Annotated in this window: 14 protein-coding genes and 2 riboswitches; of the genes, 13 read left to right on the top strand and 1 reads right to left on the bottom strand. The window is 37.6% G+C overall.

The window, feature by feature from the left end:
• Positions 1–654 precede the first annotated feature (654 nt).
• The 5 genes from L1967_RS16595 to thrA all read left to right on the top strand — a co-directional run bounded on the left by L1967_RS16595 (position 655) and on the right by thrA (position 11,330).
• A complete protein-coding gene (locus tag L1967_RS16595) occupies positions 655–1,077 on the top strand; it encodes an OsmC family protein (RefSeq protein ID WP_249602623.1) in 423 nt (140 codons plus the stop codon).
• Between the two features lie 474 nt (positions 1,078–1,551).
• Positions 1,552–1,670: riboswitch (SAM riboswitch) on the top strand.
• Between the two features lie 49 nt (positions 1,671–1,719).
• Positions 1,720–2,739 carry a homocysteine S-methyltransferase family protein gene (locus L1967_RS16590; RefSeq protein WP_249602622.1) on the top strand — a complete coding sequence of 340 codons (1,020 nt, stop codon included), beginning with the start codon at positions 1,720–1,722 and terminating at the stop codon, positions 2,737–2,739.
• A 1-nt stretch (position 2,740) separates the two neighbouring features.
• The gene (gene metH / locus L1967_RS16585) at positions 2,741–5,461 is read left to right on the top strand and encodes a methionine synthase (RefSeq protein WP_249602621.1); all 2,721 of its coding nucleotides are present in this window, start codon (positions 2,741–2,743) and stop codon (positions 5,459–5,461) included.
• A 172-nt stretch (positions 5,462–5,633) separates the two neighbouring features.
• Positions 5,634–6,590 carry a methylenetetrahydrofolate reductase [NAD(P)H] gene (metF, locus tag L1967_RS16580; RefSeq protein WP_249602620.1) on the top strand — a complete coding sequence of 319 codons (957 nt, stop codon included), beginning with the start codon at positions 5,634–5,636 and terminating at the stop codon, positions 6,588–6,590.
• Positions 6,591–7,719: 1,129 nt separating this feature from the next.
• Positions 7,720–7,821, top strand: a riboswitch (SAM riboswitch).
• 122 nt (positions 7,822–7,943) lie between these two features.
• Complete coding sequence (gene thrA, locus L1967_RS16575) at positions 7,944–11,330, top strand: bifunctional aspartate kinase/homoserine dehydrogenase I (protein WP_420856424.1); 3,387 nt, start codon at positions 7,944–7,946, stop codon at positions 11,328–11,330.
• A 61-nt stretch (positions 11,331–11,391) separates the two neighbouring features.
• On the opposite strand, the gene gldA is transcribed toward thrA, so the two are convergent.
• On the bottom strand, positions 11,392–12,315 hold the full coding sequence (gldA, locus tag L1967_RS16570; protein WP_249602619.1) for a gliding motility-associated ABC transporter ATP-binding subunit GldA: 924 nt from the start codon (positions 12,313–12,315) through the stop codon (positions 11,392–11,394).
• 420 nt (positions 12,316–12,735) lie between these two features.
• Here gldA and L1967_RS16565 point away from each other — a divergent pair, with 420 nt between their 5' ends.
• The 8 genes from L1967_RS16565 to L1967_RS16530 all read left to right on the top strand — a co-directional run bounded on the left by L1967_RS16565 (position 12,736) and on the right by L1967_RS16530 (position 20,434).
• Positions 12,736–13,560, top strand: a complete 825-nt coding sequence (locus L1967_RS16565; RefSeq protein WP_249602618.1) for a prephenate dehydratase — start codon at positions 12,736–12,738, stop codon at positions 13,558–13,560.
• Positions 13,561–13,562: 2 nt separating this feature from the next.
• Positions 13,563–14,708: a pyridoxal phosphate-dependent aminotransferase gene (locus tag L1967_RS16560; protein ID WP_249602617.1), complete on the top strand. Its 1,146-nt coding sequence runs from the start codon at positions 13,563–13,565 to the stop codon at positions 14,706–14,708.
• Positions 14,705–15,553 carry a prephenate dehydrogenase gene (locus tag L1967_RS16555; RefSeq protein WP_249602616.1) on the top strand — a complete coding sequence of 283 codons (849 nt, stop codon included), beginning with the start codon at positions 14,705–14,707 and terminating at the stop codon, positions 15,551–15,553. Before L1967_RS16560 ends, L1967_RS16555 begins: the two co-directional genes overlap by 4 nt.
• Positions 15,554–15,564: 11 nt before the next feature.
• Positions 15,565–16,647 carry a bifunctional 3-deoxy-7-phosphoheptulonate synthase/chorismate mutase type II gene (locus tag L1967_RS16550; RefSeq protein WP_249602615.1) on the top strand — a complete coding sequence of 361 codons (1,083 nt, stop codon included), beginning with the start codon at positions 15,565–15,567 and terminating at the stop codon, positions 16,645–16,647.
• 4 nt (positions 16,648–16,651) lie between these two features.
• Positions 16,652–16,987 carry a hypothetical protein gene (locus tag L1967_RS16545; RefSeq protein WP_249602614.1) on the top strand — a complete coding sequence of 112 codons (336 nt, stop codon included), beginning with the start codon at positions 16,652–16,654 and terminating at the stop codon, positions 16,985–16,987.
• A gap of 88 nt (positions 16,988–17,075) precedes the next feature.
• Positions 17,076–18,023, top strand: coding sequence for a ribosome small subunit-dependent GTPase A (gene rsgA, locus L1967_RS16540; RefSeq protein ID WP_249602613.1), 948 nt, complete (start codon positions 17,076–17,078; stop codon positions 18,021–18,023).
• Positions 18,020–18,472, top strand: a complete 453-nt coding sequence (dtd, locus tag L1967_RS16535; RefSeq protein ID WP_249602612.1) for a D-aminoacyl-tRNA deacylase — start codon at positions 18,020–18,022, stop codon at positions 18,470–18,472. Before rsgA ends, dtd begins: the two co-directional genes overlap by 4 nt.
• Before the next feature lie 51 nt (positions 18,473–18,523).
• Complete coding sequence (locus L1967_RS16530) at positions 18,524–20,434, top strand: DUF3857 domain-containing protein (RefSeq protein ID WP_249602611.1); 1,911 nt, start codon at positions 18,524–18,526, stop codon at positions 20,432–20,434.
• The last annotated feature ends 4 nt before the right edge of the window (positions 20,435–20,438 follow it).

The raw sequence follows: 20,438 nt of genomic DNA, 5'->3' as shown, positions 1-20,438 counted from the left end.
TAGTCCGATAGCCTATGAAAAGAAATTGATTCTGAAAAGTACTTTTCAGAATCAATCAATCACTATTTTTAATAATGAAATGTAAATTTAAAAACGGTCAACACTAATTAGGGATGTTCATCAAGATCTAAAATTTTGAATATTGAATGATTTTTATCTGAAAGCTTTAATCAATTTGATGATGTGTTAATTTGAAAATGTGCTTTTTTCAACTGAATTTTTATAAGTGCTAAAAATTTATAATTTCTTTTTGATCATTGTAGATTGAAAATCCGATCTATCGAAAATTGCTTGTAAAACTTGCCTGCGGCTGGCAGGTTGGAAATGAGACAAGCGTAAAAGAGATGAAAAAAGGATGTGTTTTTTGAATACTGATTTTTAAATATTTTTTCGTCATGCTGAACCTGCCCGTCCGGCAGGCGGGATCGTTTCAGGATCTCATCATTCTTATGGTCTTATGCTAAGTTAGGGTGTTAATGTGATATTAATGTCATTTCGACCGAAGCGTAGCGTAGCGGAGAAATCTAAATCCTATATTATAAAAAACGTCATTTCATAAATCAGGAATGACGTTTTTTATAAATACTTTCAAAGTAGCAAAGGTTACAAAAGAATCATTTCACGTTTCGTATATTTGAATCAAAATTAAAATAGATGAAAATCTTTCTAAAAAGGCTTAATGATGCCTATCACTTTGAGACCAAAAATGAACGTGGAGATATTGTTCATTTAGATAATAAATCTGAAGAAAATCCGCAAGGAGGTAGTCCTATGGATCTTTTACTGCGTGGAATTGCAGGTTGTAGCAGTATCGATGTAGTGATGATCTTAAAAAAACAGAAAATAGAATTAGAAGATCTTCAGGTAGAAGTTGATGGTTTTAGAGAAGAGGGTGCTGTCCCCAATGTTTTTAAGAAAATCCATTTAAACTTTATGCTGAAGGGCGATCTGGCTCCTCAAAAAGCATTAAGAGCAGTAGAACTTTCTATGGACAAATACTGTTCTGTCGCAAAAATGTTAGAAAAAGCAGCGGAAATATCCTACGAAGTAAACGTAAACGGAGAACCGGTAAAGTAAAACTTGATTTTCCTTTTATTGAAATTAAACAACTACAGTCATTCCGTTCCGATAACTAACTATCGGGAGGTACGGAATCTCATAAAGCAGAAAATGTGATGAGATCCTGAATCGAGTTCAGGATGACTTATACTGAATTAAAAATCGATTTCTTATTTTGAATCTTTTTTGTGGCCTATCGAAAATTGCTTGTAAAATTGAAAGTGAGCGAAGCGTGAAAAATTTTAGGCTGTTTGAGCGAAGCGAGTTTCTAAAATTTAGCTTCCGAACATACAATTTCAAGCAAGATTCGTAAGCCTAGATTTTTTTGGTTCGTTTTTTCATCAATGGAAAAAATGAACAGAATTATTTTAAGGAAATAATTGATTAATTTTTTTTCAGTAATAAAGAAGAAGTAAACTAAGATTTTTACTCATTCTCTTGTCATTATAATAGATCGCCGTATATTAGCGGCCTCAGTTCATAAATTTATTAGCGTTATCAAGAAAGGTTGAGGGATTAGACCCTGTGAAGCCTTAGCAACCCTCCTTATCTAAACGATATTGGGAGAAGGTGCTACCTTCTACTGCGTATTTTACGTAGATAGATAACAAACAGACTTTCCTTATCTTCTTTTTTTGATAGCCAATAGAATAGCATAACATGTCGAAATTAGAAGAATTATTAGCTGAAAAAATATTAATACTTGATGGGGCGATGGGAACCATGCTTCAGGAATATAAATTTTCTGAAGAAGATTTCCGTGGAGATCGTTTTAAAGACTGGCCAGTTTCTGTAAAAGGAAATAACGACCTGCTTTCAATTACCCAACCAGAGGCGATTGCCACAATTCATAAGAAATACTTTCAGGCAGGAGCCGATATTGTAGAAACCAACACTTTTTCTGGTACTACCATAGCTATGGCAGATTATCAAATGGAAGAACTGGTTGAGGAATTAAATTACGAATCAGCCAGAATCGCTAAACAAGTAGCTACTGAATTAACCGAAGCAAATCCCGATCAACCTAAATTTGTTGCCGGGGCGATGGGGCCTACCAATAAAACCGCGAGTATGTCTCCAGATGTAAATGATCCGGGATTTCGGGCCATTTCGTTTGATGAACTTCGAATCGCGTATAAACAACAAGCAAGAGCTTTGATTAAAGGCGGAGTAGATATTCTTCTGGTAGAAACTGTTTTTGATACCTTAAATGCAAAAGCAGCACTTTTCGCTATCGACGAACTTAAAGAAGAATTAGATCTGGATATTCCGGTGATGGTAAGCGGTACCATTACAGATGCTTCAGGCAGAACTTTATCCGGGCAAACAGCGGAGGCTTTTTTAATTTCAGTATCACATATTCCACTTATGAGTATTGGATTTAATTGTGCGCTAGGAGCAAAGCAGTTAACACCACATTTGGAAGTGCTGAGTTATAAAACGCAATACGGAGTGTCAGCCTATCCTAACGCGGGGCTGCCAAACGCCTTTGGAGAGTATGACGAATCCCCAGAGGAAATGGCAAAGCAAACCCGTGAATATTTGGATAAAAGTCTGGTGAACATTCTCGGGGGATGTTGTGGTACGACACCAGCTCACATCAAAGCAATTGCAGATATTGCAAAAGAATATAAACCACGACCGATAAAAAGTCTTCAACATAAAAAAGCTTCGGCCTAAGATGGAAGGATTAGACAGTAATTTAGCAAATAATACTTCACCTAAAAAAGAGTATCGCCCTTTACAATTATCTGGTCTGGAGCCGCTTATCATTACTCCAGAAAGTAATTTTGTAAATGTGGGAGAGCGTACCAACGTGGCAGGTTCTCGAAAGTTTCTTCGATTGGTAAAAGAAGAAAAGTTTGATGAAGCACTCGATATTGCCCGCGATCAGGTAGATGGAGGTGCGCAGATTATCGATATCAATATGGATGACGGGTTAATCGATGGTAAAGAAGCCATGGTAAGATTCCTGAATCTTATTGTTGCAGAACCCGATATTGCCCGTGTTCCCATCATGATCGATAGTTCTAAATGGGAAATTATCGAAGCTGGTCTACAGGTAGTGCAGGGGAAATGCGTAGTAAACTCAATTTCGCTTAAAGAAGGCGAAGAGCAGTTTATTGATCACGCCAAAAAGATAAAGCGTTATGGTGCCGCTGTAATCGTAATGGCTTTTGATGAAGTTGGGCAGGCCGATAATTACAAACGCCGAATCGAAATAGCGAAGCGCTCTTACGATATCCTGGTCGATAAAGTAAAATTCTCACCGGAAGATATCATTTTCGATTTAAATATTTTTCCGGTAGGAACCGGGATGGACGAACATCGTAGAAATGCCATCGATTTTATCGAAGCTACACGTTGGGTAAAAGAAAACTTACCACATTGTAGTGTAAGTGGCGGGGTTAGTAATGTATCTTTTTCTTTCCGCGGGAATAATCCGGTGCGTGAAGCCATGCATTCGGTTTTTCTGTATTATGCCATTAAGGCCGGAATGAATATGGGAATTGTGAATCCGGCTCTATTAGAGGTTTACGATGAAATTCCTAAGGATCTTTTAGAGCATGTAGAAGATGTAATTTTAGATCGTCGTGACGATGCAACCGAGCGTTTATTGGATTTTGCGGAAACCGTAAAAGGATCGGCTAAAACCAGTAAAGTTGATTTAAGCTGGCGGGAAGAATCACTACAAAGTCGTATTACACATGCGCTTGTAAAAGGTATTGATGCGTATGTAGTTGAAGATGTTGAGCAAGCACGAATCACTTCAGAAAAACCTATCGATGTGATTGAAGGGCATTTAATGACGGGAATGAATGTGGTTGGAGATCTTTTTGGAAGCGGAAAAATGTTTCTTCCGCAGGTGGTAAAATCGGCACGGGTGATGAAGAAAGCCGTAGCTTATTTATTGCCATATATTGAAGAGGATAAATCCAGTAAACGGGAATCTGCCGGAAAAGTGTTGATGGCCACTGTAAAAGGTGATGTTCACGATATTGGTAAAAATATCGTAAGTGTTGTTTTAGGATGTAATAATTACGAGATCGTAGATCTTGGCGTAATGGTGCCACCCGAGAAAATTATTGAAACTGCTAAAGCTGAAAATGTAGATGCGATTGGATTAAGCGGATTAATCACCCCTTCTTTAGATGAAATGGTTTTTTTAGCTAAAGAAATGCAACGGCAAAACTTTTCGGTACCCTTATTAATTGGTGGGGCAACAACGTCTAAAGCACACACTGCAGTTAAGATCGATCCGCAATATATGCATGCCGTAGCGCATGTTAATGATGCCTCTCGAGCCGTTACGGTTGTTGGGGATTTATTGAATGAGCGTACCCGAAAAACATATATCGAAAACCTCAAATCTGAATATGAAGTTTTTAGAAATAATTTTGGGAAGCGAAGCAAAGTAAAGAGCTTTCTTTCTATTGAAGAAGCGCGGGAAAATAATTTCAAAATCGACTGGAATTTAACCAATATCAGTAAGCCCAATAAGCTTGGGATTCAGGTTTTAGAAGATTTCGAGTTAGATAAACTCTTAGATTATATCGATTGGAGTCCGTTTTTTAGAAGTTGGGATCTTCATGGTCGTTATCCTAAGATTTTAGAAGATGAAGTAGTGGGCGAACAGGCAAAATCTTTATTTGCCGATGCTCAGGTATTGCTTAAGCGAATTTTAGAGGAAAAACTATTAAAAGCGAAGGCGATTTTTGGTCTTTTTGAAGCCAATACCATCAACGATGATGATATCGAGGTGAAATTTGAAGAAGATTGCGAAGAAAAAAGGATTATTTTCAGAACCCTGCGCCAGCAATTAAAAAAGCATGGCGGAAAGCCTAATTTCGCCTTATCTGATTTTATCGCGCCAAAAGATAGCGGTATTAAAGATTATATGGGCTGTTTTTGCGTAACTACAGGATTTGGAACGCAGGAATTAGCAACAGAATTCGAGAAAAATCACGACGATTATAATTCAATTATGATCAAAGCCCTGGCCGATCGTTTTGCGGAGGCTTTTGCTGAATATCTTCATGAAAAAATTAGAAAAGAAGATTGGGGATATGCTTCCGAAGAAAATTTAAGTAACGAAGAACTGATTAAAGAAAATTATAAAGGAATTCGTCCTGCACCGGGATATCCGGCCTGTCCCGATCATTTAGAAAAACTTACGATTTGGGAGTTGCTGAAGGTTGAAGAGCGCATAGGTGTAAAACTTACCGAAAGTTTAGCCATGTGGCCGGCAGCCAGTGTAAGTGGCTATTATTTTGCCAATCCTGAAGCAAGGTATTTCGGACTAGGAAAGATAAAAGAAGATCAGGTAAAAGATTTTGCCCAGCGCAAAGGAATAGAATATAAAAAAGCCGAAAAATGGCTGAATCCTAATATTGCAGATTAATAGTTGGAATTATCTGCTGAAAAATACTGTCATTCCGGACCTGCCAGCCGGCGAGGCGGGCTTGATCCGGAATCTCATCTGTTAAGTTAAATTTGATGAGACCCTGAAACAAGTTCAGTGTGACGGAAATAACTTAAAAATGATACTAGCTAACAGCTAATAGCTTAAGACAATGAAAGTAACCGAGCATATAGAAAGAGCAAAAGGGAAAACGCTTTTTTCATTTGAAATCGTTCCACCACAAAAGGGAAAAAATATTCAGGAATTATACGATAATATCGATCCTTTAATGGAATTTAATCCGCCGTTTATAGATGTAACCACCTCGCGAGAAGAGCATATTTATATAAAACGCGAAGATGGATTATTAGAACGTAAAATTACCAGAATGCGCCCGGGAACGGTTGGAATTTGTGCGGCAATTAAACAAAAATATGATGTCGATACCATTCCGCATGTGTTGTGTGGCGGGTTTACCAAAGAGGAAACCGAGTATGTTTTGGTCGATTGCCATTATTTGGGCATCGAAAATGTAATGGCCTTGCGTGGTGACGCGATGAAACATCAACGTTATTTTGAACCCACCAAAGGAGGGCATTGCTATGCGAATGATTTGGTAGGCCAGATTCGTGATCTTTCAAAAGGAAAATATCTGAATGAGGTTATCGATTCTGAAAATCATCCTGATTTCTGTATTGGTGTGGCAGGTTATCCAGAAAAGCATTTAGAATCACCTTCTTTAGAAACCGATCTTAAAAAACTAAAAGCAAAGGTAGATGCCGGAGCCGATTACGTGGTAACCCAGATGTTCTTTAATAACCAGGCATATTTTGAGTTTGTAGAGAAAGCAAAAGAAATGGGGATTAATGTGCCTATAATTCCGGGAATCAAACCCATTGCAGTGAAAAAGCATTTACAATTATTACCGCATGTATTTAGTATCGATCTTCCGCAGGCATTGATTGATAGTGTTGAAGCCTGTAAAAACAATAAGGAAGTGCGCCAGGTAGGAATCGAATGGGCAATCGAGCAAACCAAAGAATTAAAAGCCGCCGGCGTACCGGTATTGCATTTTTATTCGATGGGAAAAAGTTCAAATATCAAGCAGATCGCTAAAGCGGTGTTTTAGTAGTTAGACCGCTAAAGCTGTTAGTAGTTAGAATTTAGATCGCTGCGCTTTGAGATTTTAAGAATCAAGAATCAAGAGTCAGGACTTAATTATTTTGAATGAAGATTCAAAGCTTTTTATCGTTTGTCATTTCGACTGAAGCGCAGCGCAATGGAGAAATCTTTATTTTCGTTTGAACCAGAGATTTCTCGACTTCACTTCGTTGCGCCTGCCGGCAAGGCAGGCTCGAAATGACACCATTATTAGAATAAATCAGTAGGTGTTGCCAGAACATGGACTTTAAACCGTTTCGCTGTTAGATTTTAAGAATCAAGAGTCAGGACTTAATTATTTTGAATTTTGAATGCTGAATTTTGAATTGAAAATAGCTTTTTCAAAGCAATCAAAAAGAAAGAAACTAAGAATCACTATTATCCAAAAGTTACAATTAATCTAATATCGTCCTACTTTTTGTTATCGTAGTAAAAACAATGAAGAATTGCGCGGCTGGCAGAGGAGTTCTGCCTAGCGGAGCGGTTGCAGAACGCATGTGTAATTTTTCAGCAGTTTTTCAAGATATCAAAAATAAGACTAGACCTTTTTGTTTCTTTTTATGGCAATGATAAAAAGAAAGTAGATTAAATTCTTATTAGTCTGAATATTTATTTGTCTTGAATTTCGCTAACAGGCAAGTGACGCGTAGTGGAATGGAGAAATCTTTATTTTCGTTTGAACCAGAGATTTCTCGACTTCACTTCGTTGCGCCTGCCTGCCGGCAAGGCAGGCTCGAAATGACACCATTATTAGAATAAATCAGTAGGTGTTGCCAGAACCTAGACTTTAGACCGCTTCGCTGTTAGCTTTGGAGAATCAAGAATCAAAACTTAATTATTTTAAATGCTGAATTTTGAATTGAAAAGTGTAGAGAAAAAAAGAATATAGAGAATAGATTTGCTCTAAAATTGATTTTAATATTTGAAGTCATGCTGAACTTGTTTCAGCATCTCATGCTCATTTCAAATTAAATATGAGCCAAAAGGCAAAAATCTAATTACTCAATTCTCACTATTAACTACTATTTATAAAAAAATGTTGGTCGATCGCAAATTATTACCGTAATTTGTGGTCACAAAGTTCAGAAACTTACTGATTGTTATCAAGAAAGGCCGAGGGAATAGACCCGCTGAAGCCTTAGCAACCCTTTGCCAACAAAGAAGGTGCTACGTTCTACCGATTTCCGGATAGATAACAGATAGATTCTTCATCGAATTATTCTCACAAACTTTTCTTGATCATAACAAAGCGCGCACCCATCAAAGGGTTTTAGCCTATTTCAGTCGGTTTTAAGCTTTCAAAAGTTTAAAAAGAGAAAAGTTGAAACAAGATTTATTACAATTACAGCTTCAGGATTTTACCACATTAAGTGGTGCAACACAGGATATCACATTGTCGTATCATGTGTTTGGTCAGCCATTACATTCGGCGCCTATCGTGATGATAAATCACGCCCTTACGGGAAATTCTGAAGTTGCCGGAGAAACCGGTTGGTGGAAAGATGTTGTAGGGCCAGAAAAATGTATCGATACCGATAAATATACCATCCTTGCTTTTAATGTCCCCGGGAATGGTTACGACGGAATTTTAATCGAAAACTATAAAGATTTTGTCGCGAGAGATATCGCCAGGATCTTTCTTTTAGGCTTAAATTCGTTAAAAATCGATCATCTTTTTGCATTGGTTGGTGGTTCGCTAGGAGGAGGGATTGCCTGGGAAATGGCAGCCTTAAGTCCGGAAATTACCGATAATTTAATCACCGTGGCAACCGACTGGAAATCGACCGACTGGCTAATCGCTAATTGCCAGATCCAGGAGCTATTTTTAAATAATTCTAAACATCCGGTGCACGACGCGCGTATGCATGCTATGTTGTGTTATCGTACGCCAGAGTCTTTTAAATCCCGTTTTAAGCGAACTACAAACGAAGAACTTCAGGTTTTTAATGTAGAAAGCTGGTTGCTGCATCACGGTGCAAAACTTCAGGAGCGATTTCAGGTAGGCGCTTATAAATTAATGAATCAGCTTTTAAAAACAATCGACGTTTCTCGTGGCAGGCCAGAGCTGGATAAGGTTTTAGAAAGTATTAATGCCAATATTTGCATTATCGGGGTAGATTCAGATCTTTTTTTTACTGCGGAAGAAAACAGGGAGACTTATAAACAACTGGCACAAAGCAGCAATAAAGTGACGTATGGCGAAATCCATTCGCTACACGGTCACGATGCATTTTTAATCGAATTTAAACAACTGGAAAATATAATTGCAGGCATTTTTCAAAAAGCAAATAAAATGAAAGTAGTAAAGTTTGGCGGAAAATCTCTAGCCAACGGAGAAGGTATCAATACGGTTTTAGAAATTATTGAAGAAAAGATCAAAAATGAAGAACGTATTGCGGTAGTGGTTTCAGCACGAGGAAAAACCACAGATCAGCTTGAAAATTTATTGGAAAAAGCATCAGAAAATGAAGATTTTGCTTCGGCCTTCGAGAAGTTTAAAGCCTACCAGATCTCAGAATATGATTTTGTAGATTTTTCCGAAGAATTTAAAAATATCGAAAAACTACTTGAAGGTGTTCGTTTGCTGGGCGATTACAGCGCGAAGATCAAAGATCAGTTACTTTCTCAGGGCGAATTAATGTCGGCTAAATTGATTGCTCAAATCCTGAAAAAGCGCGGTTATAAAGCCAATTTTACCGATACCCGTCAGTTAATTAAAACCGATGATATTTTTGGCAATGCACAGCCTTTAGATGCACTTTCTAAAGAAAATGTGGTTAAACATTTTGAAGAATTCAATGGAAAAACGGTGAATATTATCACTGGTTTTATTGGATCAAATGCTAAAAATGAAACGACTACTTTAGGTAGGAATGGAAGTAATTACACCGCTTCCTTAATTGCGAATTACCTGGATGCCGAAGAATTGCAAAATTATACGCACGTCGACGGAATTTACACGGCGAATCCAGATTTGGTACCGAGTGCACAACGAATCGATCAGCTTTCTTATAACGAAGCGAATGAGCTTGCAAATTTTGGAGCCACGATTTTACACGCCAAAACTATTATTCCGTTAATTGAAAAGAATATTCCGCTTCGAATCCTGAATACTTTTAATAACGACAATCAGGGAACTTTGATCACGGCAAAACCGAACAAAGAAGGAATGAAATCCCTTTCGGTTTTAGAACATACGGCTTTGCTGAATTTAGAAGGTCGTGGTTTACTTGGAAAATCTGGTGTAGATGCCAGGATTTTCCGAGCGCTTGGTGATGCCCAGATAAGTGTAAGTATTATTTCGCAGGGCTCTTCGGAACGTGGAATTGGTTTGGTGGTAGATGCTGAAAATGCCGTTCGCGCGGTAAAAGCTTTAGAACGAGAGTTTGAGAGTGATTTTTATTCTAAAGATGTAAATAAAATATCGGTAGTCGATGATGTTTCAGTAATCTCGATCGTTGGGCAGGATCTAAGCACGTTCCATAAACCGTACGATGCGCTGATTAGAAACCAAATCGTACCGTTGCTTTTTAATAACACGGTAACCGGGAAAAACGTGAGTTTGGTAGTGAAAAAATCACAGCTAAACAAAGCGCTGAATGTAATTCACGGAGAGATCTTCGAGATTTGTAAAAAGATTAATATCGCTATTTTTGGCCACGGAACGGTTGGCGGAACTTTGATCAATCAGATCTTGGATTCGGCTGCTACCATTGAAGAGCGTAAAAAAGTAAAACTGAATATTTTTGCGGTTTCTAATTCCAGAAAATTATTGCTTCATGCTACCGGCATTGGCTCAGAATGGAAAACGCAGTTAGAAGAAGCACAACAGGAAGCCTCGATCGATGAGGTGATCAAATACGCGAAATTATTCCATTTAGAAAACCTGATCGCGGTAGATAATACGGCGAGCGAAGCTTTTGTTCAGCATTATAATACATTGGTAGAGCATGGCTTCGATTTGGTGTCTTCCAATAAGATTGCAAATACCTTAAGTTTCGATTTTTATAAGGAATTGCGGGATAATTTAGAGAAAAATCAGAAACAATATTTATATGAAACCAATGTAGGTGCAGGATTACCGTTAATCGATACGATTCGGATCTTACACCTTTCCGGAGAGAATATTACCCGAATTCGTGGGGTGTTTTCAGGTACTTTAAGTTATTTATTCAATACTTTTTCTGCGGAAGATCGTACATTTAGCAGTGTTTTAAAAGAGGCGATTGACAAAGGATTTACCGAGCCCGATCCCCGTGAAGATTTAAACGGAAATGATGTAGGTCGAAAATTATTGATTCTTGCAAGAGAATTGGACCTTCAAAATGAATTTGGCGACGTTAAAATTAAGAATCTTGTTCCTGAAGATTTGCGAGGCGGAGATGCAAAAACTTTTGTGTCCAGATTAGAAGAATTAGATGCCACTTATCAAAAAATAAAAGAGCAGCAAGAGCCAAATCACGTATTGCGATATATCGGTGATTTATCTGGCGATTTACAGCAGGACAAAGGTGAATTGGAAGTTGCTTTGGTTTCTGTTCCCGACGATAGTAGTCTGGGACAGGTAAAAGGAGCCGATTCGATTTTTGAAATCTATACCGAATCTTACGGTGATCGCCCAATTGTGATTCAGGGCGCCGGCGCCGGTGCTGCGGTAACGGCTCGTGGTGTTTTTGGTGATATTTTAAAGTTGTCTGAAAAGAAATAGAATCCCCCTAACCCCCGAAGGGGGAATTTAAAAATAAATCGCTAGCGATTTTAGTTACGCTCTATAAAACTCCCCTTCGGGGGCTTGGGGGGATATTAGTTAATTCAGTAAACAAACTTTCCAGGTTTTTTGTTTTTTGATTCAGTTGAAGGGTTTTTAGTCCGTTATCATGCGCGAAATCAAAAACAGTGGGGCGCATATCTTCCGTAGTATTGAAGGTGAGTTCATACGCAAAACCAGCAGGATTTTTTATTTCTTTTAAATGAGGTAGCTGTTGAAGGGCAACAATTTCGATGCGATAATCAAATTCAACCTCAATAATTTGTTCCTGGCCTTTCCGAAGATCGGCAAGTTTTTGATTGGTGATAATTTCTCCATGATTAATAATAATAACGCGATCACAAAGTGCTTCCACTTCCTGCATAATGTGGGTAGAAAGAAAAATTGTCTTGTTTTTGGCGATATTCTTAATAAGGCTCCGAATTTCTACCAGTTGATTGGGATCCAGTCCCGTAGTAGGTTCATCTAAGATTAATACCTGTGGATCATGTAATAATGCTGCGGCCAAACCAACACGCTGGCGATACCCTTTAGAAAGCTGATCGATTTTTTTATTGGCTTCAGGAGTGAGATTGGTTAATTTAATTACTTCTTCTATACGATCTTTTTTGATTCCGTAGATGTTGGCATTAAATGCTAAATATTCCCGTACATACATTTCAGTATATAAAGGATTGTGTTCTGGCAGGTAACCAATACTTTTTTGTAAATCGTGTAATTGATGCTTGATTTCAAAACCATTGACGCTGGCTGTACCTTCAGAAGGTTTAAGATAGCCAGTCAGAATTTTCATGAGCGTAGATTTTCCGGCACCGTTTGGGCCAAGAAAACCCACAATTTCTCCTTTTTCAACAGAAAATGAAACCTGGTTCAGGGCTTTTTGTTCTCCATAAAATTTTGATATTTTTTCTACTGAAATCGACATATTTGAAGCTTTAGATCAAAAGTACGCATAAATTTGTCGCTTTAAAGCCCTGAAATTTTACTTTTTTCAGTGTTTATAGAGGACATGCTTTTCTGTAGGTTATTAATTATTTAAAAACAGCCCTGTGGGAAATAGTTTCGCTGCAAAATTTATTCTCAAAGAACTGAAATGTAAAAAGATTCGTAAAAAGTACATTTATCTTAAAAAATATTAAAAAATGGTTTTTCATATTAAAATATAATTATACTTTAGTCGACGTAATAACGAACAGATGAAGAACTTAATTACTTGGAACGCATTCTTTTATTTTTATTTCTTTTTTAAGGATTAGAGATCGGGAATGGTATGTAATTAAGCAAACAATATTATATAAAAGTCTCGATCTAAAAATCGGGACTTTTTTTTTACATCAATTTTTGAATGAAAAAAGTCATAGGAATACAGGGAATTCAGGGGTCCTTTCATCATTTGGTGGCCCAGCAATATTATGGTGAAGATGTACAGGTTAAAGAATGTATGTCTTTTCAGGAGCTGGTGCAAAGCCTGGTAAATGATGAAATTCAGGAAGCTGTAATGGCGATAGAAAATTCTATAGCAGGCTCTATCCTTCCCAATTATGCGTTGATCGATGAAAATAATCTACACGTAATAGGCGAGCATTATATCCCAATCGCCATGAATATGATGGCGCTTAAAGGGCAGCAAATCGAACATATTAAAAAAGTATATTCTCATCCCATGGCTTTATTGCAGTGTAAAGAATTCTTCAAAAAATATCCTCATATTAAATTGATCGAAGATGCCGATACTGCCGAGGTTGCCAGAAGAATTGCAGAAAAACAGTCCAAGCATGTAGCTGCGGTAGCTAGTACTGCGGCAGCTTCAATTTTTGGATTGGATATTCTGGCTTCAGGCATTCATACAAAAAAGAGTAATGCTACCAGGTTTTTAATCATCAGTAAAACCAAAAAAGAGCCTAACGGCGAGAAGATCGATAAGGCTTCATTGAAGTTCGAGTTAGAAAGCCGCACGGGGAGTTTAGTTTCAGTATTAAATATTATGCGCGATTTTGATCTTAACATGACCAAGATCCAGAGTATGCCTATTATCGAAACCCCTTGGAAATACAGCTTTTTTATTGATGTCACTTTCGATAATTACGAGCAATTTTCTAAAGCCATCGAAGTTTTAAGAATGATGACCGAGCAATTAAGAATTTTTGGAACATATAAAAACAACGTTTAATAATGATACCAGCCAATAGGTTAGAACATGTAAAAGAGTACTATTTCTCTTCGAAATTAAGAGAAGTTCGTGCCTTGCAGGCCGCAGGTAAACCCATTATCAATTTAGGAATTGGTAGTCCAGATTTACCCCCACCGCCACAGGTGATTGCCGCCTTAAATGAAGGTTTAACTCAAAATGGCGCGCATCAATATCAGCCGTATAAAGGTACTGCTGAATTTAGGAATGCGATTGCCGGGTTCTATAAGAAGTATTATCAGGTGTACTTGGATCCAGAGACCGAGACTATCCCGTTAATGGGAAGTAAAGAAGGGATCTTGCATATTTCTATGGCCTATCTTAATGAAGGCGACGAGGTGTTAATTCCTAATCCTGGCTATCCTACCTATACCTCGGTTTCAAAATTGGTTGGTGCAAAGGCGGTTTTTTATGATCTAAATGAAGAAGGGAACTGGTTACCGAATTTTGATGAATTAGAGCAGCAGGATTTAAGTAAAGTGAAAATTATGTGGGTTAATTATCCGCATATGCCTACGGGAGCATCAGCTACAGATGAGGTCTTTGAGCAATTGGTAGCTTTTGGTAAAAAGCATCAGATTCTTATCGTAAATGATAATCCCTATAGTTTTATTCTAAACGACCATCCTAAAAGTATTTTAAAGGTGGAAGGTGCTAAAGAAGTGGCTCTGGAACTGAATAGTTTAAGCAAAAGTTTTAATATGGCAGGATGGCGCGTTGGGATGCTTAGCGGAAGCGCAAAAAATATCGATACGGTATTAAAGGTAAAAACCAATATGGATAGCGGTATGTTTTACCCTGTACAGGCCGGCGCTACTGAAGCATTGAAATTAGATAAAAACTGGTTCGATTCTATGAATGCGATTTATAAAAGCCGAAGGGCTAAAATTCTAGAATTAGCCGAAGCTTTAGAATGTACGCCGGGAAAAGAGCAGGCAGGGATGTTTATTTGGTGCAAAGTACCTGAAGGAAAAACTTCTGAAGAGTTTGTAGATGGTCTGTTACATGAACACAGCATCTTTACGGCTCCCGGATTTATTTTTGGGGATATGGGAGAGGGCTACATTCGTTTTTCACTGTGTACAGACGAGGAAAACGTAGATGAAGCCATTAAACGAATAAAAGGATGAAAGTAAGTGTAATAGGAGTAGGCCTTATTGGTGGTTCGTTTGCTTTGGCAATTAAAGAATCTTTTCCTGAAAGTACCATTTTTGGTATCGATAAGAACGAAGGGCATGTAAAGGAAGCCTTAAAGATTGGATCTATCGATAAAGCAGGTAAGATGGAAGATCTGGCCGATAGTGATGTAGCGATTGTGGCAGTGCCTGTAGATATTAGTATTAAAGTCTTATCTGAGGCTTTAGATCATGCCGGGGATGATACTTTGGTAATCGATGCCGGTTCTACAAAATTCAAATTATGTGAAGCAGTAAAAGATCATCCAAAGCGTAGAAATTATTTATCAGCACATCCCATTGCCGGGACCGAATTTTCTGGCCCTTCAGCGGCTGTAAAAGATTTATATAAGCAAAAGACCAATATCGTTTGTGAAGTAGAGAAAACAGCTTTTAAACTTCAGGAACGAGGTATGGAGATCTTTAGAAGAATAGGCATGCGTATTCGATATATGGATCCTGAGTCTCACGATCGCCATATTGCTTATGTATCGCATTTGTCACATATCAGCTCTTTTATGCTGGGAAAAACAGTGCTAGAAAAAGAGAAAAACGAGCGTGATATTTTCGATTTGGCGGGAAGTGGATTTGCTTCAACTGTTCGGCTAGCAAAAAGTTCGCCGGCGATGTGGTCGCCCATTTTTCAGCAGAATAAAGAAAACGTGCTAGAAACATTAAATGAATATATTCAGAATTTAAGCTCTTTTAGAGACTTAATCGCCAACGACGAGTTTGGTGAAGTGTACAACGAAATGGAACGTACAAATCATATAAAATCAATTTTAAACGGAATTAGCTAAAATTTTTAATTATGGAAAACAAGAAAGAATTAAGAAACTGGTTAGACGCATTCGGATTAGATCATCCGTTGGTAATCGCAGGACCATGTAGTGCAGAGACCGAAGAGCAGGTGTTAAAAATCGCTCATCAGTTAAAAGATACCGATGCTACAGTTTTACGTGCCGGAATTTGGAAACCAAGAACAAGACCAGGAAACTTTGAAGGTGTTGGTGCTTTAGGTTTAAAATGGTTACAAAAGGCCAAAGAGGAAACCGGAATGTTAACGACTACCGAGGTTGCGAATCCGCATCACGTTGAGTTAGCTTTAAAACACGACATTGATATTCTTTGGATTGGAGCAAGAACTACGGTCTCTCCTTTTATAATTCAGGAAATTGCAGATGCGCTTAAAGGAACTGATAAGCCGGTATTAATTAAAAATCCTGTAAACCCAGATTTAGCGCTATGGCTTGGTGCAGTAGAGCGTATGTACACTGCGGATATTAAAAACCTTGGGGTAATTCACAGAGGATTTTCCAGCTACGAAAAATCGAAATACCGTAATAACCCGGAATGGCAAATTGCGATCGAGTTACAAAATAAATTCCCTGATCTTCCTTTAATTTTAGATCCTTCGCACATTGCAGGTCGTCGTGATATTATTTTTGATCTTTGCCAAACTGCGCTAGATCTTAACTTCGACGGATTAATGGTAGAAACTCACTGGGATCCTGATAATGCATGGAGTGATGCTAAACAGCAAATTACACCGGCAACTTTAGTACAGATTATGAAAGATCTTAAGATTAGAAAAGAGGTTTCTGAAAGCGAAGATTACCAAAATAAATTACAGAACCTTAGGGCTAAAATAGATATCGCCGATAATCAATTAATCGAGCTTTTAGCGAAACGTATGAAAATTTCTGAAGATATTGGTCACGTGAAGAAGTCACAAAACGTAGCGATTCTTCAAACCAAACGTTGGAATGAAATCCTTGGTAAAATGGTGCTTGAAGGGGAACAACACGGACTTAGTGAAGAGTTTGTTTTAAAATTATTTAAAGCAGTTCACCAGGAATCTATTAATCATCAGCAGGCTATTTTAGATAGCTAAGCTTATGCAGAAATTTGGATATTCTTTTCCTATCGATCCTGAAAAAGTTGAGGATTGGTTAAATTTTGTAAAAGAGATCAAACACAATAGAAGTGAAGAATTTTCACAGATGCATGCTAGAATAGGTGTTTATAAAGAAAGCTGGTATTTGCAGCAGAGAAATAATACTTATGAAGTGGTCGTTTACACCGAGGCAGAGAGTGAAAATTTTATGTTGAATTTTAAAAATGATCATTCAGACTTTTCTAATTGGTTTAGAGCGCAGGTAGCTAAATTTCAGACTATAGATTTAGATACAGAAATCGAAATGCCGCAGCTAGTTCTGGATTGGAATAGTTAAATAACAGTTCTTGATTTTCCATAAATAAGATGATACCTCGTGAAATTGTGTAATTTTGCGAGGTATTTAATTAGAGGGAAACATGTAAATGAAAGGAACGGTTTATAAATCTACGGGCAGCTGGTATCAGGTAAAGGCAGAGAATGGTAAATTCTATGATTGCCGTATCAAAGGGAAATTCCGAATAAAAGGGATTAAAAGTACCAATCCTGTTGCGGTGGGAGATAAGGTAGAGATTGATCTTGAAGAAATTTCAGGACAAACTCAGGGGGTGATCAAAAAGATTAAAGATCGTGATAATTATATTATCCGTCGTTCGGTAAACCTGTCTAAACAAACCCATATTATCGCTGCCAATATCGATCAGGTTTTCCTAATGGTGACCTTAAATAATCCGCCTACTTTTACCACCTTTATCGATCGTTTTTTAGTTACTGCAGAGGCTTATCATGTAAAAGCAGTCCTTCTTTTTAATAAAATCGATACGTATAATGAAGACGAGCTTTTAGAAATAAAATTTCTTGCGAAACTGTATCGTGATATTGGGTATGAATGTATAGGGATCTCGGCAAAGGGTGGTAAAAATGTAGATAAAGTTAAAGAAATGATGTTAGGGAAAACCTCGATGTTTTCTGGACACAGCGGTACCGGTAAATCAACACTTATCAATGCTTTAGAACCTTCCTTAAACTTAAAAACCCTCGAAATTTCCGAGCAACATAAGCAGGGACAACATACCACCACTTTTGCTGAAATGTTCGACCTTAGTTTTGATGCAAGAATTATAGATACCCCCGGAATTAAGGGATTTGGAGTGGTAGATATCGAAAAAGAAGAGTTGGGGAATTATTTTCCTGAATTCTTCGAATTAAAACAAGATTGTAAATTTCATAATTGCCTGCATCTTAATGAACCAAAATGCGCGGTAAAAGATGCATTGGAAGAAGGTGAAATTCCGTGGTCACGTTATAAAAGTTATTTGCAAATCATCGAAGGTGAGGACGAGCCTTACCGAATTGATAATTACAAGAAATGAGAGTAGTATTGCAACGGGTAACCAAAGCTTCGGTAACTATAGAAAATCAGGTAAATGCTGAAATTGGTTTAGGGCTTTTACTATTAGTTGGAATAGAAGCCGAAGATACTTCAGAAGATATAGAATGGCTATGTCGCAAGATCGTAAATATGCGCATCTTTAATGATGAAGACGAAGTAATGAATAATTCACTTATGGATGTTAATGGTGATGCCATTATTGTGAGTCAGTTTACGCTACATGCGAGTACTAAAAAAGGCAATCGTCCCAGTTATATCAAAGCGGCCAAACCAGCTATAGCGATTCCGTTGTACGAAGAATTTATCGAGACTTTTCAGAAGCATTTGGGTAAAAAAGTAGGCACCGGTAAATTTGGTGCCGATATGAAGGTGGAACTGCTAAATGATGGCCCGGTAACAATCTTAATAGATTCTAAAAATAAAAGTTAAAAACTCTTAAAATTTTAATATATTGCAAAACGAATATGACCTGTTTTTGCAATGAAATCTTTTTTACTGAGCATTATGCTCTTAAGCGGAATCCTTTGTTTTTCTCAGGAGTCCTACCAAAGTATCATTCTTAAAAAAGAACTTACCGAACATGCTAATGCGGTACTTAGGGATGAGAACATTTTAATTGAAATTGAGGATGTAGATAAAATGATCGTGACCACAAAACGAGTGGTTACGGTATTAAATAAATATGGGGATCGTTATGTACGGGCCTACGATTTTTATGATGATGGCGATGCAAAGATAAAGTCTCAATTAGCCTATGTTTACGATAAAATGGGTAATGAGATTAAGAAATATAAACAGCGTGATTTTAAAGATCAAAGTGCGGTGGGATCTTCTAATCTATACTCCGATAACAGGGTGAGCTATCTGGATTATTCACCTATGAGCTATCCTTACACGGTGGTTTACGAGAGTGAAGTGCAAACTTCCAGCACTGTTTTTATTCAGCCATTTCATCCCGTTGACGGCTATTATGTAAGCGTGGAATCTGGTAAATACCAGTTAAAAAATCCAAATCATATACCACTACGTTATTTAGAAACGAATCTGGATAGTATTCAGCTGAAAAAAAATAATACCGAGTTCGAATTATCCTACGAAGTAAGCAATATTCCCGCCTATAAATACGAACCTTATAGTCCGCAGATTTCAGAAATGACGCCCAAAGTAAAAGTAGCTCTTAATCGGTTTAATTTGATGGGAGTAGAAGGTCGTGCGAATAATTGGAAAGAATTTGGGAAGTGGCAATACGAAAATCTCATTAAAGGGAGAGACGAATTATATGCCCCTACAAAAGCCGAGATTTCAGAATTGGTGAAAGGCGTTGAGAGCGATTACGAGAAGGCCAAACTTATTTATGAGTATATGCAGGGCAAGACCCGCTATATAAGCGTGCAATTGGGTATTGGTGGATGGGAGCCAATTTTGGCCACTGAAGTAGATCGTGTAGGATATGGAGACTGTAAAGGCTTAACCAATTATATGAAAGCTTTGCTGGCCTCACAGGGTATTCAATCAAATTATGCGGTGGTTTATGCCGGTGACGAGCAAAAAGATATTGATCCTGAATTTGCATCGATGCAGGGAAACCATGTGATCTTAAATGTGCCGGGAATTGCAGAAAACGATGTATGGCTGGAGTGTACAAGCCAGTCCTTACCTTTTAATTATTTAGGGGACTTTACAGATAATCGTCATGTTTTACTCATAAAAGAGGATGGTGGTGAAATTGTAAAAACCCCAAATTATGAGTGCGCTATAAATCTCGAAGAAACCCTTTGTGAAATTGTATTATCTGAAGATACTTTTACGGCCACTATAAAAAAGGAAAGTAAAGGAATTCCATACGGCAATAATTACCATATACAAGAACAAAAAGACAAAGATAAAAACCTTTATTATAAAGAAGTTTTAGGAAACTTACAGGGGATTCATTTTGATGATCTAAAGTTTGAAAATGATAAAGAGCAGGCTCGCTTTTCAGAAGAATTAGTTTTTAGTGGTAAGAAATTCCATACCAATGCAGGGAATAGGATCTTACTGCCCCTTAATTTTATTGAGCCCGAAATAGATATGGTTTCACGTAACGAAAATAGAATTTACCCTATTGAGATTTTACGTGGATTTACTAATAAATATCAATTTAATTTTAAAATTCCTGAAGGTTATGCGGTGGAGGCCCTACCCGAAGCAATTAGCATAGATACCGATTTTGGAAGTTTTAAACTTTCTGTTAAAGAATCTGAGGAAGACCCGGGAACCCTTGTAGTTAAACGCTCTTTAAGCGTAAACCAAGGACATTGGCCGGCAGATAAATTTGAAGATTTCAGAGCGTTTTTAAACAAAATCAACATGTTGAGCAATCAAAAAGCTGTTTTAGTTAAAAACGGCTAAAAAA

Source organism: Zunongwangia pacifica (genome assembly GCF_023499215.1).
Taxonomy (GTDB): Bacteria; Bacteroidota; Bacteroidia; order Flavobacteriales; family Flavobacteriaceae; genus Zunongwangia; species Zunongwangia pacifica.
This window is presented reverse-complemented; position numbering and strand designations above follow the sequence as displayed.

What these genes read in the sequence shown, in the direction of transcription:
- L1967_RS16595 (WP_249602623.1), top strand. Translation starts at nt 655, where the DNA reads ATGAAAATCTTTCTAAAAAGGCTTAATGATGCCTATCACTTTGAGACC.
- L1967_RS16550 (WP_249602615.1), top strand. Translation starts at nt 15,565, where the DNA reads ATGGAAAACAAGAAAGAATTAAGAAACTGGTTAGACGCATTCGGATTA.
- dtd (WP_249602612.1), top strand. Translation starts at nt 18,020, where the DNA reads ATGAGAGTAGTATTGCAACGGGTAACCAAAGCTTCGGTAACTATAGAA.
- L1967_RS16555 (WP_249602616.1), top strand. Translation starts at nt 14,705, where the DNA reads ATGAAAGTAAGTGTAATAGGAGTAGGCCTTATTGGTGGTTCGTTTGCT.
- metF (WP_249602620.1), top strand. Translation starts at nt 5,634, where the DNA reads ATGAAAGTAACCGAGCATATAGAAAGAGCAAAAGGGAAAACGCTTTTT.
- L1967_RS16545 (WP_249602614.1), top strand. Translation starts at nt 16,652, where the DNA reads ATGCAGAAATTTGGATATTCTTTTCCTATCGATCCTGAAAAAGTTGAG.
- L1967_RS16590 (WP_249602622.1), top strand. Translation starts at nt 1,720, where the DNA reads ATGTCGAAATTAGAAGAATTATTAGCTGAAAAAATATTAATACTTGAT.
- L1967_RS16530 (WP_249602611.1), top strand. Translation starts at nt 18,524, where the DNA reads ATGAAATCTTTTTTACTGAGCATTATGCTCTTAAGCGGAATCCTTTGT.
- L1967_RS16565 (WP_249602618.1), top strand. Translation starts at nt 12,736, where the DNA reads ATGAAAAAAGTCATAGGAATACAGGGAATTCAGGGGTCCTTTCATCAT.
- gldA (WP_249602619.1), bottom strand. Translation starts at nt 12,315, where the DNA reads ATGTCGATTTCAGTAGAAAAAATATCAAAATTTTATGGAGAACAAAAA.
- metH (WP_249602621.1), top strand. Translation starts at nt 2,741, where the DNA reads ATGGAAGGATTAGACAGTAATTTAGCAAATAATACTTCACCTAAAAAA.
- L1967_RS16560 (WP_249602617.1), top strand. Translation starts at nt 13,563, where the DNA reads ATGATACCAGCCAATAGGTTAGAACATGTAAAAGAGTACTATTTCTCT.
- rsgA (WP_249602613.1), top strand. Translation starts at nt 17,076, where the DNA reads ATGAAAGGAACGGTTTATAAATCTACGGGCAGCTGGTATCAGGTAAAG.